Source organism: Streptomyces sp. SP17BM10, from assembly GCF_036322405.1.
Lineage (GTDB): Bacteria > Actinomycetota > Actinomycetes > Streptomycetales > Streptomycetaceae > Kitasatospora.
Genome location: NZ_JAQYXB010000595.1, coordinates 179376 through 204047 on the forward strand (window position 1 = coordinate 179376; position 24672 = coordinate 204047).

The 24672-nt window shown below is 73.8% G+C and carries 22 protein-coding genes and 1 tRNA gene; 12 read left to right on the top strand and 11 right to left on the bottom strand.

Annotation, left to right across the window (positions count from 1 at the left end; genetic code table 11):
- Nucleotides 1-2 precede the first annotated feature (2 nt).
- The 5 genes from PUR71_RS21035 to PUR71_RS21055 all read right to left on the bottom strand — a co-directional run bounded on the left by PUR71_RS21035 (nucleotide 3) and on the right by PUR71_RS21055 (nucleotide 5717).
- Nucleotides 3-713, bottom strand: coding sequence for a hypothetical protein (locus PUR71_RS21035; protein ID WP_329928603.1), 711 nt, complete (start codon nucleotides 711-713; stop codon nucleotides 3-5).
- A 60-nt stretch (nucleotides 714-773) separates the two neighbouring features.
- Nucleotides 774-1253 carry an acyl-CoA thioesterase gene (locus tag PUR71_RS21040; RefSeq protein ID WP_329928604.1) on the bottom strand — a complete coding sequence of 160 codons (480 nt, stop codon included), beginning with the start codon at nucleotides 1251-1253 and terminating at the stop codon, nucleotides 774-776.
- A 118-nt stretch (nucleotides 1254-1371) separates the two neighbouring features.
- A complete protein-coding gene (ettA, locus tag PUR71_RS21045) occupies nucleotides 1372-3036 on the bottom strand; it encodes an energy-dependent translational throttle protein EttA (RefSeq protein ID WP_329928605.1) in 1665 nt (554 codons plus the stop codon).
- A gap of 255 nt (nucleotides 3037-3291) precedes the next feature.
- Nucleotides 3292-4746 carry a Cys-Gln thioester bond-forming surface protein gene (locus PUR71_RS21050; protein WP_329928606.1) on the bottom strand — a complete coding sequence of 485 codons (1455 nt, stop codon included), beginning with the start codon at nucleotides 4744-4746 and terminating at the stop codon, nucleotides 3292-3294.
- Nucleotides 4747-5099: 353 nt separating this feature from the next.
- Nucleotides 5100-5717, bottom strand: a complete 618-nt coding sequence (locus PUR71_RS21055; RefSeq protein WP_329928607.1) for a single-stranded DNA-binding protein — start codon at nucleotides 5715-5717, stop codon at nucleotides 5100-5102.
- Nucleotides 5718-6352: 635 nt separating this feature from the next.
- Between PUR71_RS21055 and PUR71_RS21060 the strand changes: the two genes are divergently transcribed.
- Nucleotides 6353-6428: transfer RNA gene (locus PUR71_RS21060), tRNA-Arg, on the top strand.
- Between the two features lie 205 nt (nucleotides 6429-6633).
- Here the strand turns inward: PUR71_RS21060 and PUR71_RS21065 are convergent.
- Nucleotides 6634-7350, bottom strand: a complete 717-nt coding sequence (locus tag PUR71_RS21065; protein WP_329928608.1) for a TetR/AcrR family transcriptional regulator — start codon at nucleotides 7348-7350, stop codon at nucleotides 6634-6636.
- An 88-nt stretch (nucleotides 7351-7438) separates the two neighbouring features.
- Here PUR71_RS21065 and PUR71_RS21070 point away from each other — a divergent pair, with 88 nt between their 5' ends.
- The gene (locus PUR71_RS21070) at nucleotides 7439-7987 is read left to right on the top strand and encodes a GNAT family N-acetyltransferase (RefSeq protein ID WP_329928609.1); all 549 of its coding nucleotides are present in this window, start codon (nucleotides 7439-7441) and stop codon (nucleotides 7985-7987) included.
- Between the two features lie 98 nt (nucleotides 7988-8085).
- Here PUR71_RS21070 and PUR71_RS21075 read toward each other — a convergent pair whose 3' ends face one another.
- On the bottom strand, nucleotides 8086-9567 hold the full coding sequence (locus PUR71_RS21075) for an MFS transporter (RefSeq protein WP_329928610.1): 1482 nt from the start codon (nucleotides 9565-9567) through the stop codon (nucleotides 8086-8088).
- A gap of 189 nt (nucleotides 9568-9756) precedes the next feature.
- Between PUR71_RS21075 and PUR71_RS21080 the strand changes: the two genes are divergently transcribed.
- The 3 genes from PUR71_RS21080 (at nucleotide 9757) to PUR71_RS21090 (ending at nucleotide 12065) form a co-directional block, all read left to right on the top strand.
- Nucleotides 9757-10446, top strand: coding sequence for a TetR family transcriptional regulator (locus PUR71_RS21080; RefSeq protein ID WP_329928611.1), 690 nt, complete (start codon nucleotides 9757-9759; stop codon nucleotides 10444-10446).
- Nucleotides 10447-10486: 40 nt separating this feature from the next.
- Entirely contained in the window at nucleotides 10487-11314 is an 828-nt protein-coding gene (locus tag PUR71_RS21085; protein ID WP_329928612.1) for an enoyl-CoA hydratase/isomerase family protein, read from the top strand.
- A 151-nt stretch (nucleotides 11315-11465) separates the two neighbouring features.
- Nucleotides 11466-12065 (top strand): hypothetical protein, encoded by a 600-nt coding sequence (locus PUR71_RS21090; protein WP_329928613.1) that lies wholly within the window; start codon nucleotides 11466-11468, stop codon nucleotides 12063-12065.
- Here PUR71_RS21090 and PUR71_RS21095 read toward each other — a convergent pair whose 3' ends face one another.
- Nucleotides 12066-13289: an acyl-CoA dehydrogenase family protein gene (locus PUR71_RS21095; RefSeq protein WP_443077505.1), complete on the bottom strand. Its 1224-nt coding sequence runs from the start codon at nucleotides 13287-13289 to the stop codon at nucleotides 12066-12068.
- Between the two features lie 159 nt (nucleotides 13290-13448).
- Between PUR71_RS21095 and PUR71_RS21100 the strand changes: the two genes are divergently transcribed.
- Both PUR71_RS21100 and PUR71_RS21105 read left to right on the top strand, forming a co-directional pair.
- Nucleotides 13449-14087 carry a TetR family transcriptional regulator gene (locus PUR71_RS21100; RefSeq protein ID WP_329928614.1) on the top strand — a complete coding sequence of 213 codons (639 nt, stop codon included), beginning with the start codon at nucleotides 13449-13451 and terminating at the stop codon, nucleotides 14085-14087.
- Nucleotides 14088-14200: 113 nt separating this feature from the next.
- Nucleotides 14201-15661: a cellulase family glycosylhydrolase gene (locus PUR71_RS21105; protein WP_329928615.1), complete on the top strand. Its 1461-nt coding sequence runs from the start codon at nucleotides 14201-14203 to the stop codon at nucleotides 15659-15661.
- 18 nt (nucleotides 15662-15679) lie between these two features.
- On the opposite strand, the gene PUR71_RS21110 is transcribed toward PUR71_RS21105, so the two are convergent.
- Complete coding sequence (locus tag PUR71_RS21110; RefSeq protein WP_329928616.1) at nucleotides 15680-17704, bottom strand: M3 family metallopeptidase; 2025 nt, start codon at nucleotides 17702-17704, stop codon at nucleotides 15680-15682.
- A 215-nt stretch (nucleotides 17705-17919) separates the two neighbouring features.
- Between PUR71_RS21110 and PUR71_RS21115 the strand changes: the two genes are divergently transcribed.
- Nucleotides 17920-19635 carry a bifunctional 3'-5' exonuclease/DNA polymerase gene (locus PUR71_RS21115; protein ID WP_329928617.1) on the top strand — a complete coding sequence of 572 codons (1716 nt, stop codon included), beginning with the start codon at nucleotides 17920-17922 and terminating at the stop codon, nucleotides 19633-19635.
- Between the two features lie 23 nt (nucleotides 19636-19658).
- Here the strand turns inward: PUR71_RS21115 and dhaM are convergent, their stop codons facing one another.
- Nucleotides 19659-20051, bottom strand: coding sequence for a dihydroxyacetone kinase phosphoryl donor subunit DhaM (dhaM, locus tag PUR71_RS21120; protein WP_329928618.1), 393 nt, complete (start codon nucleotides 20049-20051; stop codon nucleotides 19659-19661).
- A gap of 128 nt (nucleotides 20052-20179) precedes the next feature.
- On the opposite strand from dhaM, the gene dhaK reads away from it, so the two are divergent.
- Together dhaK and dhaL are read left to right on the top strand one after the other, a co-directional pair.
- Nucleotides 20180-21175, top strand: coding sequence for a dihydroxyacetone kinase subunit DhaK (gene dhaK, locus PUR71_RS21125; RefSeq protein WP_329928619.1), 996 nt, complete (start codon nucleotides 20180-20182; stop codon nucleotides 21173-21175).
- A gap of 14 nt (nucleotides 21176-21189) precedes the next feature.
- The gene (dhaL, locus tag PUR71_RS21130; protein WP_329928620.1) at nucleotides 21190-21816 is read left to right on the top strand and encodes a dihydroxyacetone kinase subunit DhaL; all 627 of its coding nucleotides are present in this window, start codon (nucleotides 21190-21192) and stop codon (nucleotides 21814-21816) included.
- A 34-nt stretch (nucleotides 21817-21850) separates the two neighbouring features.
- Here the strand turns inward: dhaL and PUR71_RS21135 are convergent, their stop codons facing one another.
- Entirely contained in the window at nucleotides 21851-23038 is a 1188-nt protein-coding gene (locus PUR71_RS21135) for a PP2C family protein-serine/threonine phosphatase (RefSeq protein WP_329928621.1), read from the bottom strand.
- Nucleotides 23039-23370: 332 nt separating this feature from the next.
- Between PUR71_RS21135 and PUR71_RS21140 the strand changes: the two genes are divergently transcribed.
- Together PUR71_RS21140 and PUR71_RS21145 are read left to right on the top strand one after the other, a co-directional pair.
- On the top strand, nucleotides 23371-23589 hold the full coding sequence (locus tag PUR71_RS21140; RefSeq protein ID WP_329928622.1) for a heavy-metal-associated domain-containing protein: 219 nt from the start codon (nucleotides 23371-23373) through the stop codon (nucleotides 23587-23589).
- Between the two features lie 72 nt (nucleotides 23590-23661).
- The coding region (locus PUR71_RS21145; protein WP_329928623.1) for a heavy metal translocating P-type ATPase at nucleotides 23662-24672 on the top strand (1011 nt) is incomplete at its 3' end.

Sequence of the window (24672 nt, forward strand, 5' to 3'; positions counted from 1 at the left end):
CTTCACCGCAGCGGGCTGAGACCCAGCCCCGCGCCGGGCGCGGCCGCCGTGCGGACCGCCACCGACCCGGCCGGGGCGCTGAGCCGCAGCCAGCCGCCGGCCCGGTGCACGGTCAGCGGGGCGTCCGGCTTCAGGAAGCCGATCACGTACGCCGCGTGGACCGCCCGCAGCGGCAGCTCCGGCAGCGCCGCCACCGGGCGCGACCAGATCTCGTCGGCCAGCTCGTCCAGCACCGCGCGGCTGCGGTGGTGCGCCGGGACGGCCTCGCTGCGCTCGCGGAACTCCCGCACGCCGGCCATCAGTTCCGGGTACACCCGGGCCACCGCCGGCTCCCCGACCGGACGCCAGCCGGTGCGCGGCGGCAGCAGGCCCGCCCAGGCCGGGCCGGTCACCGGGGCGGGCAGCGCGACCGCGCCCGTCTGCGCGTCGACGGCGTCCAGCAGTTGACCCGCCGAGACGGTCCGGTCGACCGGCTCGCCGAGGCCGGTCAGCCGGGCGGTGCGGATCGCCAGCGCGCCCGAACCGCCCAGTGGCAGCCGCCCGAAGACCGCCAGCACGCCGTCGCCGCCGGCCTCGCCCACGGCCGGGGCCGGGGCCACCGCCTGCAACCGCACCGACGCCGCCTTGTCGAAGCGCAGCAGGCGCACCAGGAAGGCGGACAGGTCGGCGGCCTCGCCGGCGTCGGTCAGCACGAGGCGGTCGGAGGTGGTCAACGTGGTTCGACTCTCATCGGTAGCGGGTTCTTCTGCGCTCGGGCGGCGCTCGGACGGCACTCAGGCGACGGCGACGGCCGCTTCGTCCTTCTGCGCCGGGACGGACTCGTCCACGCCGTGCTCGTCCGTGAAGCGGGACAGGAACTGCCGCTCCACCGCCGAGATCCGGCGCGGGCGCTGCTCGGCCAGGTCGTAGGGCACGACCACGGTCGAGGCACGGACGTACACGATGTCGCGGCCGTCCTCGTCGGTGTCCTTGATCTCGTAGGCCACCGTCAGCGAGGCGACGCCGATCTTGGTCACCCAGGTCTCGATGGTCACCGGCTCCGGACGGTGCACCAACGGCCGCTTGTAGTCGATCTCGTGGCGCGCCACGACCGACCCGCCCGCGAACTCCCCGGCGCCGGCCGCGGCGGCCTGGGTGAACATGAAGTCGATCCGGGCCTCCTCCAGGTAGCGCAGGAAGACCACGTTGTTGACGTGCCCGAAGGCGTCCATGTCGGACCAGCGCAGCGGGCAGGCGTAGATGTGGCGGGCCACAGGTGTTCTCCTCGGTGTCCGGTCGCCCCCGGTCGCCCCCGCCGGTCGGCGGTGGCGGGCCGCGGCCCGGCAGGCCACCCGGGTGGGCGGTCTGCCGGGCCGTCGTGACAGCTGGGTGTCAGCCGCGGGTCAGCTTCTTGTAGGTGGCCCGGTGCGGACGGGCGGCGTCGGCGCCCAGTCGCTCGATCTTGTTCTTCTCGTACGACTCGAAGTTGCCCTCGAACCAGAACCACTTGCTCTCGCCCTCGTAGGCGAGGATGTGGGTGGCCACCCGGTCGAGGAACCAGCGGTCGTGGGAGATGACCACGGCGCAGCCGGGGAACTCCAGCAGGGCGTTCTCCAGCGAGGAGAGCGTCTCGACGTCGAGGTCGTTGGTGGGCTCGTCGAGGAGCAGCAGGTTGCCGCCCTGCTTGAGGGTGAGCGCCAGGTTCAGGCGGTTGCGCTCACCACCGGAGAGCACGCCGGCCGGCTTCTGCTGGTCCGGACCCTTGAAGCCGAAGGCCGACACGTAGGCGCGGGACGGCATCTCGACCTGGCCGACGTTGATCCAGTCCAGACCGTCGGAGACGACCTCCCAGAGGGTCTTCTTCGGGTCGATGTTGGAGCGGGTCTGGTCGACGTAGCTGATCTTGACGGTCTCGCCGACCTTGACCGTGCCGCTGTCCGGGGTCTCCAGGTCCTGGAGCATCTTGAACAGGGTGGTCTTGCCGGCGCCGTTCGGGCCGATGATGCCGACGATGCCGTTGCGCGGCAGGGTGAAGCTCAGGTCGTCGATCAGGACCTTCTCGCCGAAGGCCTTGTTGAGGTTCTCGACCTCGATGACGACGCTGCCCAGGCGCGGGCCCGGCGGGATCTGGATCTCCTCGAAGTCCAGCTTCCGCATCTTGTCGGCCTCGGCCGCCATCTCCTCGTAGCGGGCCAGACGGGCCTTGGACTTCGCCTGGCGGCCCTTGGCGTTCGAGCGGACCCACTCGAGCTCTTCCTTGAGGCGCTTGGCGCGCTTGGCGTCCTTCTGCCCCTCGACCTTGAGACGGGACTGCTTGGTCTCCAGGTAGGTGGAGTAGTTGCCCTCGTACGGGTAGGCGCGGCCGCGGTCGAGCTCCAGGATCCACTGGGCGACGTTGTCCAGGAAGTACCGGTCGTGGGTGACGGCGACGACGGTGCCCTTGTACTTCTCCAGGTGCTGCTCCAGCCAGTTCACCGACTCGGCGTCCAGGTGGTTGGTGGGCTCGTCGAGGAGCAGCAGGTCGGGCGCCTCCAGCAGCAGCTTGCAGAGCGCGACGCGGCGCTTCTCGCCACCGGAGAGCTTGGTGACGGCCCAGTCGCCGGGCGGGCAGCCCAGGGCGTCCATGGCCTGCTCGAGCTGGGCGTCCAGGTCCCAGGCCTCGGCGTGGTCCAGCTCCTCCTGGAGCTTGCCCATCTCGTCGAGCAGCGCGTCCGAGTAGTCGGTCGCCATGAGCTCGGCGATCTCGTTGAAGCGGTCGAGCTTGCCCTTGATCTCCTTGACGCCGTCCTGGACGTTCTCCAGGACCGTCTTGGACTCGTCCAGCGGCGGCTCCTGGAGGAGCATGCCGACGGTGAAGCCGGGCGAGAGGAAGGCGTCGCCGTTGGAGGGCTGCTCCAGGCCGGCCATCATCTTCAGCACGGTGGACTTACCGGCACCGTTGGGGCCCACGACGCCGATCTTCGCTCCGGGGAGGAAGCTGAGCGTCACGTCGTCAAGGATGACCTTGTCTCCGTGCGCCTTGCGCACCTTGCGCATCGTGTAGATGTATTCCGCCACGTGAGATCGCTCCGGCGTCGTCGGGAGTAATTCGGCTTGCAGCCTTCCATTGTGCCGCACCGGCCGGGAGCCCCGAACCGCCCGGGTGACCCCACCGGGGTATCCAGGACGGACCGGCGGCCCGGCTGCACCCCGATGCCTCCCGCCACTCCTCCCCCGCTCCTCCCGCAATGCCGACGGCCCGGCCCTCCGCAGTTGGTGCGGGGAGCCGGGCCGTCGCGCTACTGAGCCGTGCGGCTAGTGCGTCCTACCGGTTCAGGCGGCGCTGCCACCGTGGCGGCCACGGCGACGCAGGAAGAAGACCGCGGCACCACCGGCGATGACCAGGGCGCCGGCGACGCCGGCCAGGATCGGGGTGTTGCTGCTGGCACCGGTCTGGGCCAGACCACCGGTGCCCGGGGCCGAGCTGGTGACGGCCGGGGCCGGGTGGGCGGCGGTGCTCACCGAGGCGGACGGGGTGCCGGCCGGGGTGGACGGCTTGCCGGTGGCGGCCGGGGTGGACGGGCCGGAGCTCGGGGTCACCGGGGTGCCGGTGCCCTTGCAGTCCAGGATTCCCTTGAAGTTGTGGGTGTAGCCGTTCGGGCCGGTGACGGTGATGTCGTAGGCGGCCTTGTTGTCGACCGGGACGACCAGGCTCTCGGTCTTGCCGGGCTGGACGACCAGGTCCTTGCCCACCGGCTTCACGTTGACGGTGCCGGCCTCGTCACCGCCGTTGGCGACGGTCACCCGCACGCCGTTGCTGTCGCACTCGACCTGGGCGATGCTGTCGAGCAGCGCGCCCTTGCCCTGCTTCCAGGTGGCCTTGGCGGTGGCGCTGACGCTCAGCTTGCTGGAGCCGGCCAGGATCATGGTCTGGCTGTGCTTCTCGGGGGTGTAGCCCTCGCTGAGGAACACGCGGCCGCTCGGGACGACGGTCTCGGCCGAAGCGGTGAGGGTGGCCCCACCGTCCGGGGTGCCGGCCGGGACGTCGAGGAAGAGCTGGGTGTCCTTGGCGATCGGGCCGTTCAGGACGCCGTTGACCTGCTTGCCGTCCTTGTCGAGGACCTTGATCTTGTCGGCGGCCGAACCGGCCACCGCCAGCTTCACCTGGGCGGCGCTGGAGTTGAGGGTGAACGGACCGAGCTTGCCGCCCGACTTGCCCGAGACGGACTCCGGGGCGAGCGTGAGCGAGGGCTTCGGCTCGGCCGCGATGCCCTTGTTCTTGTCGCCGATCAGGTAGTCGCGCAGCTGCTTGGCCTTGCCGTCGCGCGGGGTGGCGTTCTTGCCGTCCGAGAACTTCCAGATCGCGGCCTGGGTGCCGGCCGCGGCGTCCTCCGGGGAGAGCTGGCCGGTGACGCCGGCGTCCTTGGACAGCTTGGCGAGGTCGGTGACCTGCGGGTAGGAGTTCTCCAGGATCCAGCGGATCTTGGAGGCGTCCTGCGCCTTGTCCTTGCGGCCGAGCGAGCTCGACTTCCAGTCCGACTCCTGGTACTGCGCCCCGCTGTCGAGGTAGACGGGGTTGCCGAAGTCGATGCAGTAGGTCTGGAGCTCACCACTGTCCGTCTTGAGCGTGAACAGACCGCCGTTGACGGTTTCGCCGCCCTCGATGTCGATCTTCTCGCCGAGCATCGTGTCCTGGACGATGGCGGTCACGCCCGCGCCGGGTGCGGCCGCAGCCGCCGCACCGGCCGCGAACAGGCCTCCGCCCAGCGCAATGCTGGTCGTGAGCATGACAGTAGCTATGCGGGGAAGACTCCGCCCCTGCATCTGAACCATCTGGTTTCCCTCCGGGCCGGGCCGTGCCGATGGGCAGCCCGCCGACTTGCCTTGCCGCGCGCGCCCCCTGTGGCGCCGCTGCGGGGTATGAACCAGATGAATCCTATTGACCCCCGGAGGCCCGCAAACCTCCATGCGAAATCAGGACGATTCCGTATCTGTATCGTTATCAACCCTCCCAGTTTCCACACAAGCTGACGATCGGCCAGAAACTCTCGGCCACTTTCCGTTATCGGGGGAGATTGCGCGTGCGGGCGCAACAACCGCCTCGATCTACATATTTGTCGACACTTCTGGTCGACTGCGCGTCAGATCAGCAGCCCCTGGACGTCACCCCCGCTTCCCTTTCCGGACACCTCGCCGCCTTCACCGGACACCCCCTCGGGCACCGCATCCGCCCCACCCGCCCCACGTTCGGACGCCGCCGCGGCCGCCGCGGACACCACCGCCGAGGCCTTCCGCGCGGCCAGGGCGTCGGCGATCCACCCCGGCACCGCCTCGCCCCCGGCCGGCCCGCCGGGCTCGGCAGCGGCGGCCCCGACCCCCACCGGCGGGTGCCCCCGTGCACCCGCGGCCCAACGGAACGCCGAGGTCCCGCGATTGAGATCGTGCCCGACCGACCGGGCGTCGATCTCCACCCGGCTGCGCTTGCCCTCGCCCTCCGCCCACTCCCGCACCCGGAGCCGGCCGCTCACCACCACCGGATCGCCCTTGGCGAGCGAGCCGATGAGGTTCACCGCGAGCGCCCGCCAGGCCGTCACCGTCACCCACTGCGTCTCGCCGTCCACCCAGCACTGGCGCTCGCGGTCGTAGCGCCGCTCGGTGGAGGCGAGCCGGAAGTGGGCCATCGGCACCCCGCTGCCCGTTTCGCCGTAGCTCACCTCCGTCGCGACATTGCCGATCACCGTCACCTGAGTCTCGTTCACAGCGCACTCTCCGTTCCCGCCGATGCACCGTACGGAATCGACCGGTGCGGGACGAGAGTGCGCTTCACGGGAAATCCACGCCAGGAACTTCCGAAATCCTGTGGACAACTCGGCCTTGTGGAAAACTCTTGTCACTCGCAGGGGTGAATTTCATCCTTCCGCTCCCCTGCGGACCCCAGACTCTTCGCGAGCATGACAACAATCAGGACCCTTCCCGGCCCTCCCCCGCCACCGGGGAACGCGGGCCGGCCGCCGTCCGCCCACGTCATCCGACCGAAGGAAGCTGAATTGGGTCCCCCACCCGCGCCGTACGCGGTAGTTTCTCCGTGCCGAATCCATAACGGGTGAGGCGGCAGCCCCGTAACGACTGCACAACGTCCGGCGCGGAACGCTGCCAGAACGCTGCACACACGGCGTTCACCTGCGATTATCGGACCGCTCCACCGGAGCCGACACACCAACGGCGGTGCCGTCGAACCCGGCCGAGGAACTGGACACCCTTATCCTGTCCCCGACAGGGCGAGGGCTTGCCAACCCCCACCCCAACCCTCAGGTACGGGGACGGACCCGGGCGCCCCACGCGCCCGCCGCCCGATCCCGGCAACGGTCGCGCCCACTCGGGCGCAGCCCGTCCCGCCCCCATAGCTCAGCGGATAGAGCACCCGCCTTCTAAGCGGTAGGTCGCAGGTTCGAATCCTGCTGGGGGCACCACCTGCCAATTCGCGGGCCGCCGCCGCGGCCGCCGGGAAATCCCCCGCACACGCACCGCTCATAAGTCGTGACCATGCGTGTCATGGCCATCGCGAGAAACTCACTCCGGCATTCGGCGCCACTGAGGACCAAACGCGCGACGCCCGCCGAACGACGGAAATCCGGCGAATCCACCCTCTCGGTGCGGATTCGGCCGTTCCGGCCTTCAGTCCCCGTCCGGCCCGGAAGGCCGGCAAGGCCCGGAAGGACCCGAAGGCCCGGAAGGCCCGGAAGACCCGGAAGACCCGGAAGGAGCCGGAGACTGCGCCACGCGCCCCGCCAGCCCCGCCAGGTGGGCGTCCAGGAGCGCGACCTGCCGCTCCGGCGGGAACTCCCCCGGCGAGAACAGCGCCTGCACCACGAGCCCCAGCACGAAGGCCTGCGCGCCCGCCGCGAGCTCCGCGGCGTCCGTCCCGGCCGGCAACTCCCCCAGCCGCTGCGCGTCCGCCACGTGCCCCGTCAGGGCCTCGCGCGAGCGCCCGTAGCGGCCCGCGTGGGCGGCCGTGAGCTCGGCGTCGGCCAGGGCGACGTCCCAGGAGCCGACCCAGATCCGGTTGCCGGCCACCGCGGCCTCGTCCAGCGGAAGGACGTCGAGCAGCGCGGCCCGCAGCCGGGCCAGCCCGGCGGGCGGCGGCGGGGTGCCGTCGGCCGGGGCGGTGCGCCGGGGCCGGGAGAGCGAGCGCCGGTCCAGCTCCTCCAGGGCGTGGCCCAGCAGGGCCCGCTTGTTGGGGAAGTAGTGCGTCAGCAGGCCGGTGGAGGCGCCCAGTTCGGCGGCCACCGCGCGCAGCGTCAGCCCTTCGAAGCCGCGGGTCGAGAGCACCCGCCAGACCCCCTCGGAGACTTCGAGGCGGCGGGCGTCATGGTCTCCACGGGCCGGTGTCATGGGGGCTATCGTACATACCAAACGTTTGTTATGAATGATGCTCCAGGCGGAACGCCCGTCCCGCGCACTCCCCGGAAAGGCCCCACCCTTGTTTGCCGTACCGCTCGCCGAGAACGCCGAACTGCGCCCGCTGGAGCCGTGGCAGGCCCCCGAGTTCCTCGCCCACATCGACCGCGCCCGGGCCCACACCGACCCGTGGATCCCGTGGGCCACCTTCTCCACCGACCTCGACTCGGCCCGGGCCACCCTGCAGCGCTACGCCGACAAGCAGGCCGCCGACGCCGGCCGGATCTTCGGCATCTGGCGCGACGGCACGCTCGTCGGCGGCGTGATGTTCGTGAGCTTCAGCACCCAGAGCGGGGTGTGCGAGATCGGCGCCTGGACCGAGCCGGCCGGCGAGGGCGGCGGGCTGATCACCGCCACCGTCCGGCACCTGCTCGACCACGCCTTCGTCACCCGGGGCCTGCACCGCGCCGAGTGGTGGTGCTCCGCCGGCAACGCCCGCAGCCGCGCCGTCGCCGAACGGGTCGGCATGACGCTGGACGGCACCCTGCGCGAGTGGTACCCGCACAACGGCGTCCGCCACGACAAGCAGATCTGGGGGATCCTGGCGACCGAGTGGAAGCCGCAGGTCTGACGCTCCCGGCCGCGCGGAAGCGAAGAGCGGGGCCCGGTGGATCCCCCTGCGATCCACCGGGCCCCGCTCCTTCCCGTGCCGACCGGGCACGGCTCCGCTCAGGCCGCCAGCACCGGCCGGTCCGCCGACCCGGCCGGCACCTCCGCGGCCGGCGTCCGCAGCCGCAGCGCGAGCAGCAGCACCAGCCCCATCACCCCGGCCGCCGACAGGAAGACCACGTCCACCGCGTCCGTGAAGCTGTGCACCGCGTGGTCCCGGGCCACCCCGGTCAGCGTCCGCAGCGCGCCCAGCGACCGGCCGGGCTCGCCCGCCGAGAAGACCCGGGCCAGCAGGGTGCCGAAGAGCGCCGCGCCGAGCGCGTTGCCGAGGGTCTGGAAGAACCGGATGCCGGTGGTCGCCACGCCGAGCTGGTGCTGCGGGGCCGCGTCCTGCACCAGCGGGATCAGCTGCCCGATCAGCTGGCCGAACCCGGCGCCGAGCAGGGCGAGTTCGAGGCCCACCGCCCACAGGCCGGTGTCCGGGCCACTGAGCCCCAGCAGTGCGAGGGCGACGGCCGCGAAGGCGGCCCCGGCGACCAGGAAGGTCCGCGGCGCGTGGCCGCGGGCCGTCAGCCGGCCGACCACCACGCCCGCCGCGGTCATCCCGACGGCCATCGGGATCAGGTAGAGGCTGGCCGAGGTCGGGGCGATCCCCCGGGCGATCTGCAGGTAGATCATCACGTACACGATCGCGCCCATCATGCCCATCCCGGCGAAGCCCTGGACGGCGAAGCCGATCCGCACGACCGGGATCCGGAACAGCGAGAGCGGCAGCACCGGTTCGGCGGCGGTGGCCTGGCGCCACAGGAAGAGGCCGAGCGCGGCGAGGGTGGCGGCGGAGGTCCCGAGGATCACCGGGGAGGTCCAGGCGTGGTCCTTGCCGCCCCACTCGGTGACCAGCAGCAGCCCGGTGGCGAAGGCGGCCGCGAGGGCGGCGCCGAGGAAGTCCAGGCCGCGACGGCCGGCCGTCCGGGGCAGCTTGATCACCAGGGCGGCGCCGACCAGCACGAGCAGGCCGAGCGGCAGGTTCACGTAGAAGATCCAGCGCCAGCCGACGTGGTCGGTGAACAGCGCGCCCACCAGAGGGCCGACGGCCATGCCGATGCCCGCGATGATGCCGCCCATCGCGCCGCCCTTGCCGGCGCCGCCCTCCTCCGGACCCCTGAGGTGGGCGATGACGACCATCGTGACGCTCATCAGCCCGCCGCCGCCGATGCCCTGGACGGCCCGGAAGGCGATCAGCTGACCCATCGTCTGCGCCGCGCCGCAGGCCACCGAGCCGAGCAGGAAGGTGCCGACCGCGCCGAGCAGCACCCGCTTGGCGCCGTAGACGTCGCAGAGCTTGCCGTAGAGCGGCAGCAGCGCGGTCGCGGCCAGCGAGAAGGCGCTGATCAGCCAGGGCAGCCGGTCGACGCCGTGGACCGGGTCGAGGTCGCGGACGATCGGCACCGTGGCCGCGGACACGATGTTCGAGTCGAGCACCGCCAGCACGATCGTGACCAGGCAGAGCAGCATGCCCAGATTGCGCCGGACGGGTGTCATGGGGCTTTCGGAAGCCATCGGTGGGTCCCCCCGGAGACGGTGGAGTTCGGAGCCGGACCGGTACGGCCCGGCGGCACGTCCACCACCATGGCAGGCAACATGTACCGAGTCAATTCTTTAGCCAGATCGATTCTTCAGCTCAGACAAAGTTTCATCCAGGGCCATCTTTGAGCCTGGTACAGTCTGATCATGGCGACGCACCACGGCATGGACCTCGGCCCCCACCGCGACCTCGACGCGCTCCCGCTGCGCGAGCGCAAGAAGATCCAGACCGGCATCCGGATCTTCCGGGCGGCCATCGGGCTGTTCGCCGAACGCGGCTTCGACCAGGTGTCGGTGGCCGAGATCGCGGCCGCCGCCGAGGTGTCCAAGATGACCGTCTTCAACTACTTCCCCACCAAGGAAGACCTGGTCATGGGCCCGATGGAGCAGCACCTCGACGAGCCGGTCCGGGTGGTGCGCGACCGCGCCCCCGGCGCCTCGGCGGTGACGGCCCTGCGCGACCACTTCCTGGCCGCGCTCGAACGGCTCGACCCCGCCACCGGCCTCAACGACGACACGGTCGTGCTGGAGGTGGTCCGGCTGGTCCACGGCACCCCCGCGCTCGCGATGCGCGCCGCCGCCGGCTTCGGCCGCCAGGCCCAGACGCTGCTCACCGCCGAGCTGCTCGCCCAGGACCCGGCCCACGACGAGCTCACCGCCCAGGTCGCCGGGGCCCAGCTGCTGGCCGTCCGGCTGACCCTGACCACCGAGAACCAGCTCCGCATGCTGGCCGGCGAGCGCGCCGCCGAGGCCCTGCCGGCCGCCCTCGACCGCGCCCGCCGCGCGTTCGCCCTCGTCGAGCGGGGCCTCGGCGACTACTGCGCCGGCACGGCCTGAGAGAGTGGGCGCACCACGAGACCCCGGAGGTGCCGCCCGCATGGACCGCAACGACCACCCGGACCAGTCGCTGCTCACGCGGGACCGCACCACCCTGCCCGCCCACGCCGACGGGCTGCACGCCCACGTCGGCGAGGACGGCGTCGCGGTGCTGGAGTTCGCCCGCCCGCACCGGCGCAACGCGGTCACCCTGGCGATCTGGCAGGCGCTGCCGAAGGTGCTGCGGGAACTGGCCGAGCGCGACGGCGTCCGCGCCCTGCTGCTGACCGGCGCCGGCGGCACCTTCAGCGCGGGCGCCGACATCGCCGAACTCGCGGACGTGTACGGCGATCCGGAGCGCGCGGACGCCTACCACGCGGTCAACGTCGCGGCCGAGGAAGCGCTGGCCGCCTTCCCGCACCCGACGATCGCCGCCGTCCGGGGCGCCTGCGTCGGCGGCGGCTGCCAGCTGGCCGTCGCCTGCGACCTGCGGTTCGTCGCCGAGGACGCCCGGCTCGGGATCACCCCGGCCAAGCTCGGCGTGGTCTACCCGGCGGTGCCGACCCTGCGGCTGGCCCGGCTGGTCGGCCCGGCGCGCGCCAAGTACCTGCTGTTCTCCGGCGAGTTGGTGCGGGGCCGGGACGCGCTCGCGCTCGGCCTCGCCGAGCGGGCCCTGCCGGACGCCGAGCTGGACGCCGCCGCGCTGGAGTTCGCCCGGCTGCTGACCGGGCGCTCGCCGCAGACGATCGGCGCGGTGAAGGCCGCCCTGGCCGTCCCCGAGGAGCGGGCGGCGGCGGCGCTGGAGCCGTGGGAGCGGCGCTCGCGGGAGGCCTCGGACGTGCACGAGGGGCTGGCCGCGTTCCTGGAGGGCCGCCCGGCCCGGTTCTGACCGGCCCGGGCGCGGGCCGAGGCCGGACGCGGGCCGAGGCCGGACGCGGGCCGAGGCCGGACGCACGTACGATCGTCCGGCCCGACCTCGCCCTGCCGCGGCGGAGCACGCCCGAGACCGTCCGATACCGATTCCCGGAGCAGCGACACCGATGACCGAAGCCGTGACCGCCCCCGCCCCCCGGACGCGCTGGGCCCGGCGGATCACCGACGGCGTCGAGCCGAAGAACGTGATCATCGTGCTGCTGCCGCTGCTCGGCGGCCTGCGCTACGGCTGGCAGGGCATCGCCTGGGCGGCCTTCGCGGCGCTGTTCGCGGCCGTGATCCCCACCCTGTTCATCCAGCGCGCCATGCGCCGGGGCACCGTCGGGGACCGCCACGTCGGCCACCGGCAGTGCCGCCTGACCGTCCTGCCGTTCATCATGGGCTCGGTCGCGATCGCCTTCGCGGTGATGCTGTGGGCCGGCGCCCCGGCCGACCTGACCGCCCTGGTGGCGGCGATGTTCGCCGCGCTGATCCCGATCCTGGTGATCACCGTGTGGTGGAAGGTCTCCGTGCACACCGCCGTCACCAGCGGCGCGGTGGTCTGCCTGGCGATCGCGCTCGGCCCGTGGTGGCTCGTGCTGTCCCCGGTGGTGGCCGTCGTCGGCTGGTCCCGGACGGTGCTGCGGGACCACACCCCCGCGCAGACCGTCGTCGGCGCCGCGGTGGGCGCCCTCAGCGCCGGACTCGCCTTCTGGGCCGCCAGGTAGTCAGCGGATCGGCATCCCCGAGATCGCCCGGGCGATCACCAGCCGCTGGATCTCGCTGGTCCCCTCGAAGATCGAGTAGATCGCGCTGTCCCGGTGCATCCGCTCCACCGGGTACTCCCGGGTGAAGCCGTTGCCGCCGAGGATCTGCATCGCCTGCGCGGTGACCCACTTGGCCGTTTCGCCCGCGTACAGCTTGGACATCGAGCCCTCGGCGGCGGTGAACGGCTGGTTGTTGACGGCCATCCAGGAGGCCCGCCACACCAGGAGCCGGGCGGCGTCGATCCGGGTGCGCATGTCGGCCAGCTGGAAGGCGACACCCTGGTTGTCGATGATCGGGCGGCCGAACTGCTCGCGGGTCTTCGCGTAGTCCAGCGCGACCTCGTACGCGGCCCGCGCGATGCCGATCGCCTGCGCGCCGACGGCCGGGCGGGAGGCCTCGAAGGTGGCCATGGCGGCGTTCCCCCGCCCGCTCCTGCGCACGCCCTCACGGGCGCGGGCCAGCCGCTCGTCCAGCTTCTCCTTGCCGCCGAGCAGGCAGCTGCCGGGCACCCGGACGTCGTCCAGGACGACCTCGGCGGTGTGCGAGGCGCGGATGCCGTGCTTCTTGAACTTCTGGCCCTGGCTCAGCCCCGGGGTGCCCGGCGGGACGACGAAGGAGGCGTGGCCGCGGGCGCCGAGTCCGGAGTCGACGGCGGCGACGACGACGTGGACGGCGGCGATCCCGCCGTTGGTGGCCCAGGTCTTGGTGCCGTTGAGCACCCACTCGTCCTTGGCCTCGTCGTAGACGGCCCGGGTGCGCAGCGCGGAGACGTCGGAGCCGGCGTCCGGCTCGGAGGAGCAGAACGCGGCCACCTTGACGTCGTCGGGGGTGCCGAACATCTGCGGCGTCCAGGTGCCGATCTGCTCGTCGGTGCCGTTGGCGAGCACGGCGACGGCGGCCAGCGTGGTGCCGACGATGGACAGGCCGATGCCCGCGTCGCCCCAGAACAGCTCCTCCATGACGATCGGGATGCCGACGCCGGAGGGGTCGAAGTACTGCTGGGCGTAGAAGTCGAGCGAGTAGATGCCGAGCTTGGCGGCCTCCTGGATGACCGGCCAGGGGGTCTCCTCGCGCTCGTCCCACTCGGCCGCGGCGGGCCGCACGACATCGGCGGCGAAGCCGTGCAGCCAGTCGCGGACGGCGAGCTGGTCCGCACCCGGATCCATCGAGAACGTGCTGCTCATGGTGCTTGCCTCCGAAGAAGGGGTACGGCCGACCGGGGCGGAAACGCCGGTGTTACCCGCGGTAACACAGCCGGAGTCTGCTACTGATTGGTAACCGGTGTCAACGCCCCGCACCGCCCGGCGCCCCCGCGCCGACCCACCCGACCCGAGGAGCCGCGCATGTCCCGAGAGCCCCGCCGCGAGCAGCTGCTCAACGCCGCCGACCGGGTCATCCAGCGCGAGGGCCCGGCCGCGAGCATGAACGCCATCGCCGCCGAGGCCGGCATCACCAAGCCGATCCTCTACCGGCACTTCGGCGACCGGAACGGGCTCATCCGGGCCCTGACCGAGCGCCACACCGGCGGCCTGCTGGCCGCCGTGCGGGCCGCGCTCGCCGAACCGCTGGAGCGCCGCGACCGGGTCGAACACGTCCTGGACACCTACCTGGCCGGCATCGAGGCGCGCCCGCAGGTCTACCGGCTGCTCACCCACCCCGAGCCCGGCGACCCGACCGGCGCGGGCAACGCGCTCGCCCCCGCGCTGCGGCAGATCGCCGAGGAGATCACCCGGGCCGTGCAGAGCCAGGTCGACCTCGGCGCGGAGCGCGACCTGCTCGCCGAGGCCTGGGGCCGCGGCATCACCGGCATGGTGCTGGCGGCCGGGGACTGGTGGCTGGAGTCCAGGCCCTGCTCGCGCACCCGCATGGTCCAGGCCCTCGCCGACCTGCTCTGGGGCCGCCTCGCCGCCGCCGCGGACCTGCCGACCGCCGTCCTGCCGACCGCGCCCGCCGAACCGGCCGGGGCGAACGGCGCCGGCTGAACCCTCGGGCCGGCCGGCGCGAACGGCTCCGTCCGACCCCTTGTGCCGGCCCCGGCAGCGCGGGCATCATCGGGCCCCCACCCACCGCCGTGCCACCGCCGTGCGAGGTCCGAATGCGCCTGCGCCGCACCGCCGTTGCCCTGCTGCTCGCCGCCACCGCCGTCCTGGCCGGCGCCCCCGGGGCGTCCGCCGCGTCCGGCGCCCGCGCCCGCGAGACCACCGCGGCCCGCTTCCCGACCGGCACCGTCACCGGCCCGGACGGCCGCACCGCGCTCACCGACGCCCAGGGCCGCCGGCTGCGACTGCGCGGCTTCAACCTGGACAAGTACGCCGAGGCCACCGAGGCGGACGTCCGGTCCATCGCGGCCCGGGGCTTCACGCTGATCCGCGTCGCGGTCTCCTGGAACCGCCTGGAGCCCGAGCGCGGCCGCCTCGACCCGGCCGAACTCGACCGCCTCCAGCGCCTCCTCGGCTGGGCCGACCGCCACGGCGTGCTCGCCCTCGTCGACTTCCACCAGGACGTCTACGGGCCCGCGTTCGGCGGCGGCGACCGCGGCATCCCGCGCTGGGCCACCCGGGACGACGGCCTGCCGTTCACGCCGGACCCCGACGACTGGTTCGCCGGGTACTTCCAGCCCGCCGTCCAGGCCGCCTTCCGCCACCTCTACGACGATCCCGACCTGCGCGCCTGGCAGGCCGACTTCTACACCCGGCTCGCCCGCGAACTGGGCGGCCACCGCTCCCTGCTGGGCTACGACCTGTTCAACGAGCCGTTCGGCCCGGTGGACGGCGACCCCACCGACCCGGCCGTCCTCGCCGCCGCCTCCGCCGCCCTCGAACAGGGCCGGCTCGCCGACATGTACCGCCGCCTGATCGCAGCCGTGCGCCACGTCGACCGGCGCGCCTGGCTGTTCGTCGAACCGACCGTCCTGGTCGGCCAGGGCGTGCCCACCCGACTGCCCGGCTTCGACGACCCCCGGCCCGGCGCGCCCCGGCTCGGCTACGCGCCGCACTTCTACGACACCGCCGTCGAGAACGGCGCCGACTGGGACCCGTCCGACGGCTTCGTCGAGCACTACACCGCCGCGATCACCGCCTACCCGGCCACCCACCGGCTGCCCGTGCTCGTCGGCGAGTGGGGCCCGCCCGACCCCCGCCGGCCGGGCAACACCCGGCTGGTCCGGGAGCAGGTCGCGGCGATGGACGGCTTCGCCGAGGGCTGGACGATGTGGTACTGGTGCCGCGGCGACGGCGGCTACTGCGCGCTCGACCCGGCCGGACGCCCCGCCGCGGGCGACGGACCCGCGTTCGGGCCGTACCCGGCGGCCGTCGCCGGGACGGACGTGCACACCGGCCCGAACACCGTCCGCTGGAGCGCCGACGGCACCGGGCACGACAGCGAACTCGTGCTCCCGCCCGACGCCTTCCCGCGCGGCGCGCGGGTCGCCGTCTTCCCGGCTGGCGCCCGGGTCGAGGTCGAGCAGCCCGCGGGCGGACGCGCGGGCACCGTCCGGATCCGGCTCCCGCACGCCCGCCCGGGCACCCCGGTGGCGGTCACGCTCACCCCGGAGTGATCAGGCCGGAGCGATCGATCAGGCCAGCCCCCGGCGCGCCAGCAGCGGCCCGGTCTCCGGCGCGCGGCCGACCACCGCGCGGAACGACTCCAGCGGGTCCCGGCTGAACCCGCGCGACAGCAGCTCGCGCCGGAACACCTCACCGCTCTCCCGCACCGAGCGGCCGTTCTCCCCGAACCACCGCACGGTGTCCGCGTCCAGCACCTCCGACCAGATGTACGCGTAGTACCCGGCGCTGTAGCCGCCCGAGAAGACGTGCTGGAAGTAGGCCGACCGGTAGCGCGGCGGGATCGCCGGCACCGCGATCCCGGCCTCCTCCAGCACCCGCGCCTCGAACTCCGCGGCGTCGGCGACCTCCCGGCCCCGCGGCAGGGTGTGCCAGGCCCAGTCCAGCAGCGTCGCCGCCAGGTACTCCACCGTCCGGAAGCCCTGGCCGAAGCCCTCGGCCGCCTCCATCCGCTCGACCAGCCCGGCCGGCAGCGGCTCCCCGGTCACGTGGTGGCGGGCGTAGTTGGCCAGCACCTCCGGCCGGACCATCCACATCTCGTTGACCTGCGACGGGAACTCGACGAAGTCCCGGGGCACCGCCGTGCCGGCGAACAGCGGGTAGCGCACGTCCGAGAACAGCCCGTGCAGCGCGTGCCCGAACTCGTGGAAGAGGATGCGCACCTCGTCCCAGGTCAGCAGCACCGGCTCGCCCGGCGCGGGCTTCGGGACGTTCAGGTTGTTCATCACCACGGCCCGCCGGCCGGTCAGCTCGGACTGCGACACCAGCTCGTCCATCCACGCGCCGCCACGCTTGGAGGCGCGCGCGTGGAAGTCCCCGACGAACAGGCCCAGCGGGGTGCCGTCCTCCTCGGCGACCTCGAAGACCCGGGCGTCCGGGTGGTAGGCCGTCAGGTCCGGCCGCTCGGTGAAGCTCAGCCCGTACGCGAGCCCGGCGGCGAAGAACACGCCGTCGTGCAGCACCCGCTCCAGCTCGAAGTACGGGCGCAGCGCGGCCGCGTCGACCTCGTACGAGGCCTTCCGCACCTTCTCCGAGTAGTACGCCCAGTCGTGCGCGGCGAGTTCCTCGATCCCGTCCGCCGCAGCCGCCTGCGCCAGTTCGGCGGCCTCCCGGCGGGCGATCGCCACCGCCGGCTCCACCAGGCGCGACAGCAGCCCGGTCACCGCCTCGACCGAACCCGCGGTCTCGTCGGCCACGACGTACGCGGCGTGGGTCGGGTGGCCGAGCAGCCCGGCCCGCTCGGCGCGCAGGGCGGCCATCCGGATCGCGATCGGGCCGTTGGCGTCCGCGGCCCGGCCGAGCGAGGCGGCGAGCAGGCGCTCGCGCACCGAGCGGTCGGTCAGCAGCGCCAGTTCGGGCTGGCTCGAGGTGCTGCGCAGGCTCAGCACGTACGTGCCGTCGTGGCCGAGCACCCGGGCGTTCTCGGCGGCCGCGGCGACGGCGTCGGCGGACAGGCCGTCGAGCTCGTCGGCGGAGTCCAGGACCAGCGCGGCGGCCTTGGTGGCGGCGTTCACGTTCTGCTGGAACGTCGTGGCGAGGGCGGCGAGTTCGGCGTTCAGCTCGCGCAGGCGCTCCTGCTCGGCCGCGCCCAGCCGGGCGCCGGAGCGGACGAACGCGGTGTGCCGGCGCTCCAGCAGCCGCAGCGACTCCGGGTCCAGGCCGAGCCCGGCGCGGCGCCCGTACAGGTCCTCGATCCGGGCGAACAGGGCCCGGTCCAGGTGGATCGCGTCGTGGTGCGCGGCCAGCAGCGGGCTCACCTTGGCGTCCACCTCGTCGACGAGGTCGCTGGTGTCCACCGACACCTGGTTGCGGAAGACCGCCTCCACCCGGCGCAGCACCTCGCCGGAACGCTCCAGGGCCACCAGCGTGTTGGCGAAGGTCGGCGGCTGCGGATCGGCCGTGATCGCGGCGATCTCGGCCAGCTGCTCGGCCATCCCGCGCTCGTAGGCCGGCAGGTAGTGCTCCTCACGGATCTCGGCGAAGGGCGGCAGTTCGAAGACCAGGGTGCTGGGCTTGAAGAACGGGTTCTCGGTCATTTCACGGACCCTACGCCGTGTGCCGCGCGCTGCCTACGCGCGTCTGCCCGCGTTGTCGTACCCACCGGCTACCGTCGTCCCCGGGCCCCGCGAGTCCGCACACGCGTCCCCGGACCCGTACACCAGCATCACCGCCGGTACCACCGCCGGCACCACCGCCAGTCCCGCCGCCCGACACCGGAAGCCGTCCCCGCGCCCCGAGAGGAGGAGCCCCCGTGGCCCCCAGAACCGCCCTGGTCCCCGACCCGCACGGTCCCGGCGGCCGCCTCCAGCCGCTCGACGACGCCGGCGCCCCGCTCGGCCCGCCCGAGACCGTCCCCGACCTCGCCGCCGCGGTCGCCGAGCGGGAGGCCGCCGCGCACCCCCGCTGGGTCTGGGCCGCCGCCGACAGCGCCTACGCCCCGCTGCTGCCCCGGCTGCCCGACCGGCTCGGCCGCTGCCACGACCTGCGGCTCGTCGAGGCCCTCCTGCTCGCCCACGAGGGCCGCTTCGGCGCGCCCCGCTCGCTCGGCGCCGCCTGGTCCCGGCTGCGCGGCCTACCCGTGCCGGACGACCTGCCCGAGCCCGGCTCCGCCGAGACGGACGACGGTCAGGACACCCTCTTCGCCCCCGACCGGCTCCAACTGCCGCCCGGCGCCGACCCGCTGGCCGCCGTCGTCGCCGTCCACGCCGAACAGCAGCGCCGGCTCGCCGCGATCACCGACCCGGCCGCCCGGCAGCGCTTGCGCGTGCTGGTCGCCGCCGAGTCCGCCGGCGCCCTGGTCGCCGCCGAGATGGCCCACGACGGACTGCCCTGGCGCGCCGACGTCCACGACGACCTGCTCACCGAACTCCTCGGCCCCCGCCCCACCGTGCCCGGCGCCCAGCCCGCACTGCTCGCCGACCTCGCCGCCGAACTCCAGCACGCCCTCGGCGGGCGCCCGTTCAACCCCGACTCGCACACCCAGGTGCTGCGCGCCTTCGCCGAGCAGGGCATCCAGCTGAGCTCCACCCGCTCCTGGGAGCTCAAGCACGTCGACCACCCGGCCGCGCAGCTGCTCATCCGCTACAAGGAGCTCGCCCGGATCCACGCCGCCCACGGCTGGGCCTGGCAGGACGCCTGGGCCCGCGGCGGCCGGTTCCGGCCCGAGTACGTCGTCGGCGGCGTCGTCTCCGGCCGCTGGGCCAGCCGCGGTGGCGGCGCCCTGCAGATCCCGCGCATCCTGCGCCGCGCCGTCGTCGCCGACCCGGGCTGGCTGCTCGTCGTCGCCGACGCCGCCCAGCTGGAGCCGCGGGTGCTCGCCGCCCTCTCCCAGGACGCCGGCCTCGCCCGCACCGCCGCCGGGGGCGACCTCTACGAGGCCCTCGCCGCCAGCGCCTTCCGCGGCGACCGCGACAAGGCCAAGCTCGGCCTGCTCGGCGCCATGTACGGGCAGACCAGCGGCGACATCGGCCCCCTCCTCAACACCCTGCGCCACCGCTACCCCGCCGCCATGGGCTACGTCGAGGCCGCCGCCCGCACCGGCGAGGACGGCGGTGTGGTCACCTCCCGGCTCGGCCGGGCCTGCCCGCCCGCCTCCGCCGAGTTCCTCGACCTCACCGAGGCGCCCGACACCGCCGCCGAGGCCGGCGGCCGCCGGGCCCGCGCCCGCGGCCGCTTCACCCGCAACTTCGTCATCCAGGCCAGCGCCGCCGACTGGGCCCTGGCCCTGCTCGCGGCACTGCGCCGACGACTGAACGCCCTGCCCGCGGCCGTCCCGGAGGACCGCCCGCACCTGGTGTTCTTCCAGCACGACGAGGTCATCGTGCACACCCCGGCCAACCTCGCCGACGAGGTCGCCGCCGCCGTCGCCGAGGCCGCCGACGAGGCCCGGCTGCTGGTCTTCGGCGACACCCCGGTCCGCTTCCCGCTCACCACCGCCGTCGTCGACTGCTACGCGGACGCCAAATAGCCGATGCCGGGCGCCGCGGCCGGCTACAGCTTGCGGAACGCGCGCGCCTCCTCGGCCGCCGCGACCACCTCCGCCAGCCCCGCCCCGGTCGAGGCGGTCACCGCGGCGGCCACCGCGCCCTCCACGAACGGCGCGTCCACCAGCCGCACGCCCGGCCGCGGCTCGTCCTCCAGCACGGTCACCGCGGTCAGCACGGAGCTGCCGAGGTCGGGCAGCACGACCACGCCCGCCCCGGTGTCCGCCTCGCCGACGGCGCGGGCGATCAGGTCGTAGCTGGTGCCGAGCCCGCCGTCCTCCGTCCCCGCGGCGACCACCACCCGCACCCCGTCCGGGGCCAGCTCGCCGAGCAGCTCCCGCAGCCCGGCGGCGAGTTGGGCACTGTGCGAGACCAGGACGATACCCACGTGTTCGGTCATGCCCCGACCCTACGACCCGCCGGGCGGGTCCGAAAGCCGCTTCCCCGGGCCGCCGCGCGCCCGGCTGGCATAGCGTCGGGGCAACAGCAGTCACGGCAGCAGCGTCCTGACCGAGGGAGCGAAGAACGTTGAAGAAGCTGATCAACACCCCGGAGAGCGTCCTGGCCGACGCGCTGGCCGGATTCGCCGCCGCCCACCCCGAGTTGACGGTGGACATCGCCAACCGCGTGGTGACCCGGGCCGCCCGCCCCGGCGCGCCGAAGGTCGCGCTGGTCTCCGGCGGCGGCTCCGGCCACGAGCCGCTGCACGCCGGGTACGTCGGCCCCGGCATGCTCGACGCCGCGTGCCCCGGCGAGGTGTTCACCTCCCCCGTGCCCGACCAGGTGCTGGCTGCGGCCAAGGCCGTCGACTCCGGCGCGGGCGTCGTCTTCGTCGTCAAGAACTACACCGGCGACGTCATGAACTTCGAGCTCGCCGCCGAACTCGCCGCCGAGGAGGGCATCGAGGTGCGCACCGTCCTGGTCGACGACGACGTCGCCGTCGAGGACTCCACCTGGACGGCCGGGCGCCGGGGCACCGGCGCGACCGTCATCGTCGAGAAGACCGCCGGTGCCCTCGCCGAACGCGGCGCCCCGCTCGAGGACGTCGCCGCCCTCGGCGAGCGCGTCAACGCCGCCTCCCGCTCCTTCGCGATCGCGCTCACCGCCGCCACCGTCCCCGCCGCCGGCAAACCCGGCTTCGACCTGCCCGAGGACGAGATCGAGGTCGGCGTCGGCATCCACGGCGAACCCGGCCGCCGCCGCGAGAAGCTGCGCCCGGCCCGCGACCTGGCCGCCGAGGTCGTCGGGACGATCCTCGCCGACCACCACCTCGCCCCCGGCGACGAGGTCATCGCCCTGCTCAACGGCCTCGGCGGCACCCCGCTGCTGGAGCTGTACGTCGTCTACGGCGAGGTCGCCGCCCGGCTCGCCGAGCGCGGGATCACGGTGGCCCGCAGCCTCGTCGGCAACTACGTCACCAGCCTCGACATGGCGGGCTTCTCGCTCACCCTCACCAAGGCCGACGCACAGCTGCTGGACCTCTGGGACGCCCCCGTCGACACCCCCGCCCTCAAGCGGGCCTGAGCGAGGAGACGCACGTGGACTTCGACACCCCACTGGCCGAGGCCTGGATCCGCGCGATCGCCGCCGCCGTCGAGAAGGAGCAGGGCCGCCTCACCGAGCTGGACTCCGCGATCGGCGACGGCGACCACGGCAGCAACCTCCAGCGCGGATTCGCCGCCGTCCTGGCCGCACTCGACGGCCTCCAACCGGCCGGCCCCGGCGCCGTGCTCGCCAAGACCGGCACCACACTGATCTCCAAGGTCGGCGGCGCCTCCGGCCCCCTGTACGGCAAGGCCTTCCGCGCGATCGGCGCCGCCCTGCCCGCACCGGCCGGCCCGGCCGCCCTCGCCGAGGCCCTCGCGGCCGGCCTCGACGCCGTCCGTGCCCTCGGCAAGGCCGAACCCGGCGACAAGACCATCGTCGACGCCTACACCCCGGCCGTCGCCGCCTTCCGCGACGCCGCAGCCACCGGCGCCGGCCTCCCCGGGGCCGCCGCGGCGGCGGCCGACGCCGCCGAACAGGGCGCCCGCGACACGACTCCCCTACAGGCCCGCAAGGGCCGCGCCTCCTACCTGGGCGAACGCAGCATGGGCCACCAGGACCCGGGCGCCACCTCGACGGCCCTGGTCTTCCGCGCCCTGGCCGACGTCACGGGGGGCTGACCGGGCGGGGGCGCGACGGCGGATCCCCCGGCCGTCACGCCCCCGCCGCCTGGTCATCCGTCCGAGTGATCAGCAACAGCAGGGCGTCGTCCCCGAGCTTCCCGCCCGTGTGCGCCAGCAGGTCCCCGTACACCCGATCCACCGCCGCCTCCAGCTCCCCCGCCGAGCGCGCGGCGCCCCGCACCAGCGCCCCCACCCGCTCCGCCAGCGGATAGAACTCCCCGCTCTTGCGGTGCCGCGCCTCGATCACCCCGTCCGTGCAGAGCACGAGGACGTCGTCCGCCCCGAACTCCTGCCCCCAGCTGACCGGCTCCCCCGTCGCGAGCCGCCCGAGCCCGAGCGGCACCCACGGGTCCGGCGAGTCCAGCACGTGCGCCTCGCCCTCCCCGTCGACGCGGATCGGCGGCACGTGCCCGTACTGCAGCAGTTCGATCACCCCGGAGGTGCGGAACTCCACGAACACCGCCGTCGTGAACTCCCCGTCCGGCACGTGCCGCTCGACGCTCGCCTCGATCCGCGCCGCGACACCTCGCAGCCCGGTCTCGTCGTAGGCGGCCTCGCGGAACGCGCCGAGCACGACCGCCGCCGTCTGCACGGCCGCGAGCCCCTTGCCCCGGACGTCCCCGACCGCGACCCGGGTGCCGTGCGGGGTCTCCAGCACCGAGTAGAGGTCCCCGCCGATGCGCGAGGCGTCCGCCGCCGACACGTACCGCACCGCGAGCCGCAGCGGTCCGACGACCGGCCCCGGCAGCCGCAGGATCGCCCGCTGGGCGGCCTCGGCGACCGAGCTGACGGCCGCGAACGCCGCCGCGCGCCGCATCCTGATCTTGGCGACCCAGGCGGAGAAGAGCGTCAGCACGACGTAGCTGAGCATCGCCCCGTAGACGAACCGCGCGTCGTTGATGTTCACGACCTCGTCGTAGCGGCTGAGCCCGAACACCGCGAACAGCCCGACCGCGCAGACCGCGAACAGCTCGCCGGGCTTGAGCGTCAGCGCGGCGATCACCGGGACGACGGTCATCAGCGGCGCGAGGTAGCGGTCCTTGCCGGAGAACAGGTCGGCCAGCGCGACCACGACGATCGCGGCGGCCGCCGGGGTGGCCCGCCGCCAGAACGGGACGTCCTGGAGGTCGGTGGCCAGCAGGGCGTCGCGCTGCCGGTCCGGCGGCAGCCCGGCGGCCGTGGGGGTCGCGGGCGACTGGGCGCGGCGGATCGGGAACACATATCGAACATATCGGACGGTCAAGGCGCCCACCCGGTCGCCGGCGCCGGCCCGGCCGCCCGCCGCGCGCGGGACTGCCGCAGGACCCTTTGAGACCAGGACGAACCGTACCGAAACACCCCGTTTGCCCTACAGTGCGACCATGACAGCCCAGCGAACGGCTGAGCGGGCAACCGGCCTTCCACGACACGACCGGCCTGGTCGTGATCTCCTTGGGGGACTGCCGTGGCCCTCGACGCACCCCTCGGATGGAATACCCCGCAGGGGTATGGTGTTATGAACGTGAGAACCCGGGCGCCGCCCGGGGCCGCACAGACCTCCCGGAGGCCCGGATGTCCAGCACGATCACCTACACCGTCACCGGCATGAGCTGCGGCCACTGCGAGAACGCGATCAGCGAGGAGCTGTCCGCCCTGGCCGGCGTCACCGGGGTGGCCGCCGACGCCACGGCCGGTACCGTGACCGTCTCCTCCGCCGCCCCGTTGGACGACGAGCAGGTCCGAGCGGCCGTCGACGAGGCCGGCTACGAGCTGGTCGGCCGCAGCGCCTGAGCCCGTCCCGGCCCGGCGGGCCCGGGCAGCGGGCCCGCCGGCCGCCCCACCACCATCGTCCCTAGGAGCAGCATGAGTACGACGGCACCCGGGGTGGCGGGCGCCACCGGCGCCGGGGGCCGGGAGCACGCCCCGGACCGGATCGAGCTGTCGATCGGCGGGATGACGTGCGCGGCGTGCGCGGCCCGGGTCGAGAAGAAGCTCAACCGGATGGACGGCGTCGAGGCCACCGTCAACTTCGCCACCGAGAAGGCCCGGATCGACTACGGTCCCGGCGTCTCGGTCGAGGACCTGATCGCCACGGTCGAGCGCACCGGCTACACCGCCGAGCTCCCGCCGCCCCCGGCACCCGTCGAGCCCGAGCCCGGCGAAGCCCCCGAGGCCGCCGCGCCGCAGCCGCACACCGACCCCCTGCTGGAACGGCTGGGGATCAGCGCCGCCCTCAGCGTCCCCGTCGTGCTGCTGTCGATGGTCCCGGCCCTGCAGTTCACCAACTGGCAGTGGCTGGCCTTCGCCCTCACCGGCCCGGTCGTCGTGTACGGCGGCCTGCCGTTCCACCGCGCCGGCTGGACCAACCTCAAGCACGGCGCCGCGTCGATGGACACCCTCGTCTCGCTCGGCACCCTGGCCGCCTTCGGCTGGTCCTGCTGGGCGCTGTTCTGGGGCCACGCCGGGGTGCCGGGAATGCGCCACGCCTTCTCACTGACGGTCGGCGACACCGACGCCTCGTCCACCCTGTACCTGGAGACGGCCGCCGCCGTCACCGTGCTGATCCTGCTCGGCCGCCACCTGGAGGCCCGCTCCAAGCGCCGGGCCGGCGCCGCCCTGCACGCGCTGCTGGACCTCGGGGCCCGGGACGTCGCGGTGCTCCGGGACGGCCGCGAGGTGCGCGTGCCGGTGGACCGGCTGGCCGTCGGCACCCGGTTCGTCGTCCGCCCCGGCGAGAAGATCGCCACCGACGGCGTCGTCGTCGAGGGCACCTCCGCCGTCGACGCCTCGATGCTCACCGGCGAGTCCGTCCCGGTCGAGGTCGGCGTCGGCGACGCCGTCACCGGGGCCACCGTCAACGCGGGCGGCCGGCTC

Coding starts and splice junctions, on each gene's coding strand:
- PUR71_RS21050 (WP_329928606.1), bottom strand. CDS start 4,746: ATGCTCACGACCAGCATTGCGCTGGGCGGAGGCCTGTTCGCGGCCGGT.
- PUR71_RS21065 (WP_329928608.1), bottom strand. CDS start 7,350: ATGACACCGGCCCGTGGAGACCATGACGCCCGCCGCCTCGAAGTCTCC.
- PUR71_RS21075 (WP_329928610.1), bottom strand. CDS start 9,567: ATGACACCCGTCCGGCGCAATCTGGGCATGCTGCTCTGCCTGGTCACG.
- PUR71_RS21080 (WP_329928611.1), top strand. CDS start 9,757: ATGGCGACGCACCACGGCATGGACCTCGGCCCCCACCGCGACCTCGAC.
- PUR71_RS21085 (WP_329928612.1), top strand. CDS start 10,487: ATGGACCGCAACGACCACCCGGACCAGTCGCTGCTCACGCGGGACCGC.
- PUR71_RS21090 (WP_329928613.1), top strand. CDS start 11,466: ATGACCGAAGCCGTGACCGCCCCCGCCCCCCGGACGCGCTGGGCCCGG.
- PUR71_RS21095 (WP_443077505.1), bottom strand. CDS start 13,289: ATGAGCAGCACGTTCTCGATGGATCCGGGTGCGGACCAGCTCGCCGTC.
- PUR71_RS21100 (WP_329928614.1), top strand. CDS start 13,449: ATGTCCCGAGAGCCCCGCCGCGAGCAGCTGCTCAACGCCGCCGACCGG.
- PUR71_RS21105 (WP_329928615.1), top strand. CDS start 14,201: ATGCGCCTGCGCCGCACCGCCGTTGCCCTGCTGCTCGCCGCCACCGCC.
- PUR71_RS21110 (WP_329928616.1), bottom strand. CDS start 17,704: ATGACCGAGAACCCGTTCTTCAAGCCCAGCACCCTGGTCTTCGAACTG.
- dhaM (WP_329928618.1), bottom strand. CDS start 20,051: ATGACCGAACACGTGGGTATCGTCCTGGTCTCGCACAGTGCCCAACTC.
- PUR71_RS21140 (WP_329928622.1), top strand. CDS start 23,371: ATGTCCAGCACGATCACCTACACCGTCACCGGCATGAGCTGCGGCCAC.